Source organism: uncultured Aliivibrio sp. (genome assembly GCF_946479765.1).
In the GTDB taxonomy this organism is placed as follows: Bacteria; Pseudomonadota; Gammaproteobacteria; order Enterobacterales; family Vibrionaceae; genus Aliivibrio.
Genome location: NZ_CAMLHO010000076.1, coordinates 1 through 8,769, shown reverse-complemented (window position 1 = coordinate 8,769; position 8,769 = coordinate 1). Strand labels below are relative to the sequence as shown.

Here is an 8,769-nt window from a genome sequence, read left to right as displayed (position 1 = left end):
TAAAAGTTCAATTTAATGCAAAACTAACTCTTAATTATTTGTGTATAAGAGTTAGTTAGTAAGGGGGAGGAGCGAAGATCAAAAGCGAGAGCCTCTGAACTCTGCCAGCGAAGCGATCTTAATTCTAGCTTTTGCTCTTTAATTAACCACAGTATATACTCATGTTTACCTGTTTATTCTTACAGTAGGCTTAGCATGACGTATCTCACCGACAAGTACCTCAATCCGTTTACAGACTTTGGCTTTAAAAAGCTGTTTGGCTCTGAGGCAAACAAAACCATCCTCATTGATTTCTTAAATACGTTATTAGAAGGAGAGGAATCAACGATTGTAGATTTAACCTTTATTTCTAATGAGCAATTAGGTAAGCAGATTGTCGATCGTCGAGCAGTGTTTGATATTTACTGTGAAAACGAGAAAGGTGAAAAGTTTATTGTTGAGTTGCAGAAATCTAAACAAAACTTCTTTAAAGATCGCAGTGTGTTTTATTCGTCATTTCCTATTCAAGAGCAGGGACAAAAGGGTAATTGGAACTTTGAATTAAAGGCCATTTATACGATTGCCATTTTGGACTTTGTCTTTGATGAAGATAAGGAAGACAAAGAAAAGTATTTTTACAAAGTGAAATTGTCAGATGTAGATACCAATAAGGTGTTCTACGATAAGCTCACTTTTATCTACCTTGAAATGCCAAAGTTCACTAAAGCATTAGCTGATCTAACTACGCATTTTGAGCGTTGGATGTATGTATTTAAGAACCTTGAAACTTTACAAGATTATCCAGAATCGTTGACTGAAGGTGTATTTAAATCTTTCTTTGCAGAGGCTGAATTAGCACAATTGCCGTTAGAAAAACAAAGAGAATACGAGAATAGCCTCAAGTATTACAGAGATTTAAATAATGTTATTGATACGGCATTTGATGATGGTAAGGAGCTAGGTAAGGCCGAGGGTATAGAGCTAGGTAAGGCTGAAGGGATATTAGAAGTTGCAAGGAATTTATTGGATGTTCTTGATAATCATACCATTGCCTTGAAAACGGGGTTGAGTGTTGAAGAGATCCAAAAATTAAGATAGCAGGTTTCAGAGGTAATCGTTGTGATTACAGCGAGTAATATACTGTTCCCTCCCCTTAATAAGGGGAGGGTTAGGGAGGGGTTATTGAGATAAAGATTGAATTGCGTTCATAGTTAACTTGATTTATGCGCTGTGAGCTCTTGACCCCCTCCCAGCCTCCCCCTTAGTAAGGGGGAGGAGCGAAGATCAAAAGCGAGAGCCTCTGAACTCTGCCAGCGAAGCGATCTTAATTCTAGCTTTTGCTCTTTAATTAACCACAGTATATACTCATGTTTACCTGTTTATTCTTACAGTAGGCTTAGCATGACGTATCTCACCGACAAGTACCTCAATCCGTTTACAGACTTTGGCTTTAAAAAGCTGTTTGGCTCTGAGGCAAACAAAACCATCCTCATTGATTTCTTAAATACGTTATTAGAAGGAGAGGAATCAACGATTGTAGATTTAACCTTTATTTCTAATGAGCAATTAGGTAAGCAGATTGTCGATCGTCGAGCAGTGTTTGATATTTACTGTGAAAACGAGAAAGGTGAAAAGTTTATTGTTGAGTTGCAGAAATCTAAACAAAACTTCTTTAAAGATCGCAGTGTGTTTTATTCGTCATTTCCTATTCAAGAGCAGGGACAAAAGGGTAATTGGAACTTTGAATTAAAGGCCATTTATACGATTGCCATTTTGGACTTTGTCTTTGATGAAGATAAGGAAGACAAAGAAAAGTATTTTTACAAAGTGAAATTGTCAGATGTAGATACCAATAAGGTGTTCTACGATAAGCTCACTTTTATCTACCTTGAAATGCCAAAGTTCACTAAAGCATTAGCTGATCTAACTACGCATTTTGAGCGTTGGATGTATGTATTTAAGAACCTTGAAACTTTACAAGATTATCCAGAATCGTTGACTGAAGGTGTATTTAAATCTTTCTTTGCAGAGGCTGAATTAGCACAATTGCCGTTAGAGAAGCAAAGAGAGTACGAGAATAGCCTCAAGTATTACCGAGATTTAAATAATGTTATTGATACGGCATTTGATGATGGTAAAGAGCTAGGTAAGGCCGAGGGTATAGAGCTAGGTAAGGTAGAGGGGGAATACAAAAAATCACTGGAAATAGCGAAGAACCTATTAGATATATTAGATAACGATATCATAGCGCTAAAAACAGGTTTAAGTATTGAAGAGATCCAAAGATTAAGATAGTAGGGGAAAGCGGGATTCAGGGCTCAGGTTTCAGGAAGATCAAAAGCGAGTACCCCTGAAACCTTTAAGCGTAGCGCCCTTAACCCTGCTATAGTATCCAAATAGACAACAATAATGGATTGAGAATGATTGATTCTATCGTTAGTTTGGCCAAAATGGATGAGGGTATTGAACTTGTATGGATATACGGCTCACGCGCTCAAGGCACGTATCATCAAGAGAGTGATTTTGATTTAGCGGTGGCATTTAATGATCATTCGTTATCTACTTTTGCTTTGCGAACTCGCCCTGAGTGTTTGGCTATAGAATGGGCTGAGCATTTGAACCTACCCTTAGATAAAGTCAGTATTGTAGATATTAATCACATACCGATAGCCCTTGCATTTAATGTTATTGAGTACGGAAAACTGATTTATAACAATAATCCTCTTCTATTTTATAAAGAGCAGAATCGTATTAACTCAATGTTTGAGTATCAATTGATTGAAAGCAAAAGAAGTGCATCGTATGAATAAAGGTCTTGAATTATATCTAGCGGAAGTTGAGTCTCATAAAGCAAAATACCTCAAAGAGTTAAATGAGCTTCGTTTTGACCTTAATCAGTCGACCTTAAAAAGTCGTGATTATTTAGCCGCCGAGCGTCTATTGCAGGTTTTTACTGAAATGTGCATTGGGCTATCTAAGCATATGGTAAAAAAAATCCAAAATAAAAGCCCAACGGAAGCCTATCAATCATTTTCTTTGCTAAAAGAGCATGGCCTAATTTCTAGTGATGAGCTGCGTACGTGGAAGCAGATTATTGGTATGCGTAATAGTTTGGTGCATGATTATTTAAATATTGATTTACTGATTGTTGAAGATATTTTGCGTGAAGGCCATTATCAAGCTCTTGCCGACTTTACGGAGAAGGCGGTTACTTTTTTATTGTCTGAGTAGATAAGTGATAAGAGTAGGGCGCTTCGAGAGGCTAGGATGGACGGACTGCGTCCTCTACGGGCGAGTATGAGAACAGGTGAGGTTTCAGGATTCAGGAAGATCAAAAGCTAGTATGGTGCTTGCTTTTGCTCTTATAGCAGCGAAGCGTATAGTTTCTAATCACTCTCACTTCAATTGCATTCCTCTCACGACCCTATTATTATCGTAATGTATATTCATCTTTACTTACGAGCCCTCATGCCTCTTACTGTTATTAATCCCAATACCCCTAATCATATTGCTCTCTATGCCGCTTTGCTTTGTAGCCAAAATACGCTGAATAAAGTCAAAAAAGCCATGATGCTGATCTTAGCTGAGCCTGAATCACCACAAAGTGAGTTGAACTTTACTCAAGCACTTTCCGATCTATGCCAGCAAAAAATGATGTATCAAGAGGGCAATAAGCTATGCTTTACTCCGCAAGGGTTAACGCGGGCGCTATTGGCATTTGGTGAGATAAATAATACCCAGTTAGAAGATTTGGTTGAGTCGAATATCGATAATCCTAAAGCGCCTTATGTGGGTTTGTTTGCGGTGGCTTCTGATTATGATTGGCTGATGGATTTATTGCATGAACTAAATAACCCATCAGATATCGGCTTGGCTTTTGATATTCTCTGCTCTGATCCAATCAGTTGGCAGTTAAATGACCGGATTTGGGTTAATCTGTTTGCTCAAGTGATGATGGTTAACTGGTATAAGCTATTAAACGATCGCCCAAATAAGATGGAATTTACCACTGCCATTGAGGTGATGGATGAGTGGCGAATTAACCAGTTTGGTGTGAACTTTCAGTTTGATAAGTGGTGCTTCGCCCCAAGAATAAAGAGTGACTATCTGCTTTCTGCTTCCCATTTTGATAGCACTTATCTTCGTCATCGAGACGCTTTTCGTCCTATTAATTCAGATAAAATCTCTTTTACTCAACTGTGTGATTTGGCATTGGTGAGTGTGCTTGACCCTTCTCTTACCTCTACAACCAAAGCAAAAATGAGTATGGCTTTCTATAGCATGCCAGAGCTTTCTACGCAGTATTGGCGTGCGTCTATCAATCTTATTACTGCCAGTGACAGTGTGTTGGCGCACTATTTTGAGGACCCTGAACTCTGGCTAGACTCATTAGTGGATAGTCGAGGCCAGGTGGCGTGGGGGCGCATGTTAATTGAATCAATTATCGCTTATCGTCTGCGTGATAATACCAATGTCTGGATTGGGTTAATGACCTTAGCACGTACTTCAGAGATGAGGTCGTTATTAGATCACCCGGATAACTTTGCTCTGGCTCAGGTGGCAAAAAATGCGTTAACTCGTTTGCTGGATCAAGACAATCCATTAATACATGTCGCTTCGCCTTGGCAGCAATGGTTAACGCGCATTGACGGCACATTAAATCCAATAGCGGTAAAGCAAGAGCGTCTGATTTGGCAGTTGGATCCATTGGCATCGAAAGTTGAAGCGAAAATTCAGGCGAAAAGTAAGCGTGGTTGGAGTCAAGGTCGCAAGGTGCCGCTAGAGAAGTTTGGTTATAAACACAAAGAAATCCTCAGCACCAGTGACACAACGATCTTATCTGCTGCTTCGTATGAGGGCATGATTTGGGGCGGTGGTTCAAAAATCACTAAGCCCGTTGCCCATGCCTTGTGTGATGCCGATAATCTTTATGATCATCAGGGTGAACAAGTCTCTTTTTATCGAGAAACGCCGTTGTTGGTGTGGCGCACAGAGGGGGCAGAGTTGGCCTTTGAGGCGTACCCTTATTATTCAGAGCGGACTTGTACTCAATCGTGGTTGCATCAATCGAATGACAGTGTGTTTCGTTTTATTGATGCGCCAGAGCAGATCACTGAATTTTTAGAAGAGTTAAGAGTTCGAGATCCACATTTTCCAGCAACTCAAACGGCAGAGTTAATTGCGGTGTTGGGCGAGCACGTTCATTGGTTTGATATTGATGAGCAACGAGGAACCGTGACGCGTGGTGAGTGTGTGGCCGAGCCTCAATTGTGGCTAGCGTGGAATGGAATATCGTTGGATGTCGCGATTGAGTATGGTTCGTTAGACAACAAAGTCAGTTGGTCGCCGGGTAAAGGCAACGAGTGGGAAAGTGGCTTTGATGGGATCTGGTATCAACGGGATCTAGCGAATGAAAAGCATCACGCTACGTTGTTAGTTAAAGAGTTAGGCTTAGAAAAAAACAGCGCGTTTACTTGGCAAATTGAAGGTGAAGCTGCGTTGGAGTTTATTACTCAAATCGATGGGGAATTGAGTGCAAATCTGCATTGGAAAGCCGACAGCCAGCAAGTGAAGGTGATTGGGGTTGATAATTTATCAATGTCGATCAACCAAAAGCAAAATTGGTTTGAGGTGAATGGCCGAGTTCAGATTGACAGCGATTTGGAGATGGATTTACGTCAGTTGCTGGCTCATCATCGTACTGGGTTTGTGAGTTCTGATAATTCGTCGTTAACCTTATTGATTTCTGATCAACTGCGTCGTCAATTGAGCTTATTGGATAGCTTGGTGAATGAAGACCAATTGGTTGATCAACGCATGGCGTATCCGTTGCAAAAGTTGGTGGAGTCGATGGCGGCCAACAGTGATGACGCGTGGGATAAATTAGTTGAAGAGTGGCGAGTGAAGCCAGAGTTAGACGCGGAGTTATTAGCGCCTCTGCGTGATTACCAAAAAGAGAGTGTGGTGTGGGCGGCGCATTTATCGCAACACGGTTTTGGTGCCTGTCTTGCGGATGATATGGGGCTAGGTAAGACGTTGCAAGGCTTGACGTTACTGAGCCATTATCGTGCGCAAGGACCGAGTATGGTGGTGTGCCCGAAATCGGTGTTGACCAATTGGCAGCAAGAAGCCGAGCGTTTTACGCCGCAGTTGGTAATGATTGATTTGGAAGCGTGCGATGACAGGTTAGCGGCAATTAAAGCGGCGGGGCCAAATGATGTCGTGGTGCTCAGTTATGGTTTAGTGACGCGATTAGCCGACGCGTTAAATGAGGTTGAGTGGAATTGTGCGGTATTGGATGAAGCTCAGCAGATTAAGAATCCGCAAGCCAAGCGCTCTAAAGTGGTGCTTGGTTTGCAAGCGGCGCATCGTTTTGCATTATCAGGAACGCCGGTTGAAAATCATCTGGTTGAGTTATGGAGTTTGTTCTCCTTCTTGAATCCGGGGTTGCTTGGCGATCTTAAATCGTTCCGTTCTAAATATTCACAAGCGGCGAAGCAGCAACAAGATATGCTGCGATTAAAAGCCTTGGTGAGTCCGTTTATTATGCGTCGTACCAAAACGGAAGTATTGACCGAGTTGCCTGCAAAAACTGAGGTGGTTCATCATGTGGAGTTGTCGAATAAAGAACGAACCGCGTATGAAGCAGTAAGAAAAGAATCGTTAGCGAATTTAAAAAGTGCGTCGAGCCGTGGTGTGGTTGAGGTCTTTGCTGCATTAACTAAGTTACGTCAAATTTGTTGTGATGTGAGTTTGGTGTTTGATTCAATGCAAGGAGAGGCGAGTACTAAGTTAACGGAAGCGCAGAGTTTGATTGAAGAAGCGCTAGATGGTGACCATAAGGTGCTGGTGTTCAGCCAATTTGTTGGGGTGCTAAAACGTTTTTCTGCTCAGTTAACCGAATCAAATATTTCGTTCAGTTATTTGGATGGCAAGTTGAGTACTAAACAGCGTCAGGCGGCCATTGATACGTTTAAAGATGGCACAAATTCAGTGTTTTTGATCAGCTTAAAAGCGGGCGGTACGGGGCTGAATTTGACCGAAGCGGATACGGTGATCCACATTGACCCGTGGTGGAACCCAGCGGTAGAAGACCAAGCCAGTGACCGCGCCTATCGTATGGGCCAACAAAAGCCGGTCACGGTTTATCGTTTAGTGACAAAAGATACGATTGAAGAGAAGATCATCGCGTTGCATCATGATAAGCGTGATTTAGCGGATCAGGTGTTATCAGCGACATCGAGCAGTAAGACGTTAGATCCACAGCAGCTGTTAGGGTTGTTGGAGGGGTAAGAGCGTATAGTTTCTGGATTTTATTCTTTAGTAGGTTTTAGTGAGAACGTTGTAGGTAAAGCGATCACAATACAGTTCCCTCCCCTTAATAAGGGGAGGGTTAGGGTGGGGTTACTACGTAAAGGTTGAATCGAGTGCATAGTTAACTTGATTTATGCTCTTCCTGAAACCTAGTCCCAGTCATGCTATATTATCCAAAATCAAAAAGAACCATGGATTGGTATATGAACTACGATATCTTCAACGGTGACGCTGACGGCATCATCGCGCTTCTTCAACTCCGTCTGGCTAACCCTCAAGAATCTACCTTAATCACTGGCGTTAAACGTGACATTAATTTAGTAGCTAAAGTGGATGCCAAAGCGGGTGATAAACTTACCGTATTAGACATCTCGATGGAAAATAATCGGGTGGGTCTAGAGCTTGCTTTAGAGTCTGGTGCGGAGATGTTTTATGCTGATCACCATCGTTCTGGTGAGATCCCTGATCATAAAAATCTGTCAGCGCACATCGATTTAGATGCCAATACTTGTACTGCTTTAATTATTGATAACCTATTAAATGGTCAGTTTCATGAGTGGGCAATTACTGCTGCTTATGGTGATAACTTAATTGCCAAAGCGGATGAGTTGGCTGATATCGCAGGTTTGTCTTCTGAGCAGAAATCACAGCTAAAAGAGTTGGGGACTTTAATCAACTATAATGGTTATGGAGCCAAGGTTGGGGATTTACACTTTGATCCCGCAGAGTTATACCAAGCCTTATTACAATACCCATCGCCTTTTGATGTGATTGCAGATAAAACATCACCTTTCTATCTATTGCAAACTGCCTATCAATCGGATATGGATAACGCCCTTGCGATTCAAGCGCAGCACAAAAGTGAGAAACTGGGGTTATTTGAATTACCAAACAAGGCATGGGCACGTCGTATTAGCGGTGTTTATGGTAATCTTTTGGCAAATCAATCTCCTGATTCTGCTCATGCGGTATTAACGAAAAATGCGGATGGGACATATATGGTTTCACTACGCGCACCACTGAATAATAAACAAGGTGCGGGTGAGATCTGTAGTTCGTTTGACACGGGTGGTGGACGTGAAGCGGCGGCGGGGATTAATGTGTTGCCGAAAGCGTCTATTGCTGAGTTTATTGAAGTGGTTGAGAATAAATATTAAAGTGAAACTAGAAACTAGAAACTAGAAACTATACGCTGCGCTAACTAGATACTAGACCGCTTTGCTACTATAAGAGTAAAAGCGTAGGATTCAGAATTCAGAGATGAGCGTGGTGGTTGCAGCGACAAATATACGGTTCCCTCCCCTTAATAAGGGGAGGGTTAGGGAGGGGTTGTTGTGATGATGGTAAAACCGAGTGCATAGTTAACTTGATTTATACGCTGTGAGCTCTTGACCCCCTCCCAGCCTCCCCCTTATTAAGGGGGAGGAGCAAAGAGCCAAAAGTTAAAAGCTGGTACGGTAATCTTGCTTTTGATCT

Annotated in this window: 6 protein-coding genes; all 6 read left to right on the top strand. The window is 41.8% G+C overall.

Annotated elements, in window-relative coordinates:
- Window positions 1–195: 195 nt before the first annotated feature.
- A complete protein-coding gene (locus Q1K78_RS16235; RefSeq protein ID WP_300181290.1) occupies window positions 196–1,077 on the top strand; it encodes an Rpn family recombination-promoting nuclease/putative transposase in 882 nt (293 codons plus the stop codon).
- Window positions 1,078–1,380: 303 nt separating this feature from the next.
- A complete protein-coding gene (locus tag Q1K78_RS16230) occupies window positions 1,381–2,274 on the top strand; it encodes an Rpn family recombination-promoting nuclease/putative transposase (RefSeq protein WP_300181287.1) in 894 nt (297 codons plus the stop codon).
- A 125-nt stretch (window positions 2,275–2,399) separates the two neighbouring features.
- Window positions 2,400–2,789 (top strand): nucleotidyltransferase domain-containing protein, encoded by a 390-nt coding sequence (locus Q1K78_RS16225; RefSeq protein WP_300181284.1) that lies wholly within the window; start codon window positions 2,400–2,402, stop codon window positions 2,787–2,789.
- Complete coding sequence (locus Q1K78_RS16220) at window positions 2,782–3,210, top strand: DUF86 domain-containing protein (RefSeq protein ID WP_300181281.1); 429 nt, start codon at window positions 2,782–2,784, stop codon at window positions 3,208–3,210. Before Q1K78_RS16225 ends, Q1K78_RS16220 begins: the two co-directional genes overlap by 8 nt.
- Before the next feature lie 237 nt (window positions 3,211–3,447).
- Entirely contained in the window at window positions 3,448–7,272 is a 3,825-nt protein-coding gene (locus tag Q1K78_RS16215; RefSeq protein WP_300181278.1) for a DEAD/DEAH box helicase, read from the top strand.
- A gap of 224 nt (window positions 7,273–7,496) precedes the next feature.
- Entirely contained in the window at window positions 7,497–8,450 is a 954-nt protein-coding gene (locus tag Q1K78_RS16210; RefSeq protein ID WP_300181275.1) for a DHH family phosphoesterase, read from the top strand.
- The last annotated feature ends 319 nt before the right edge of the window (window positions 8,451–8,769 follow it).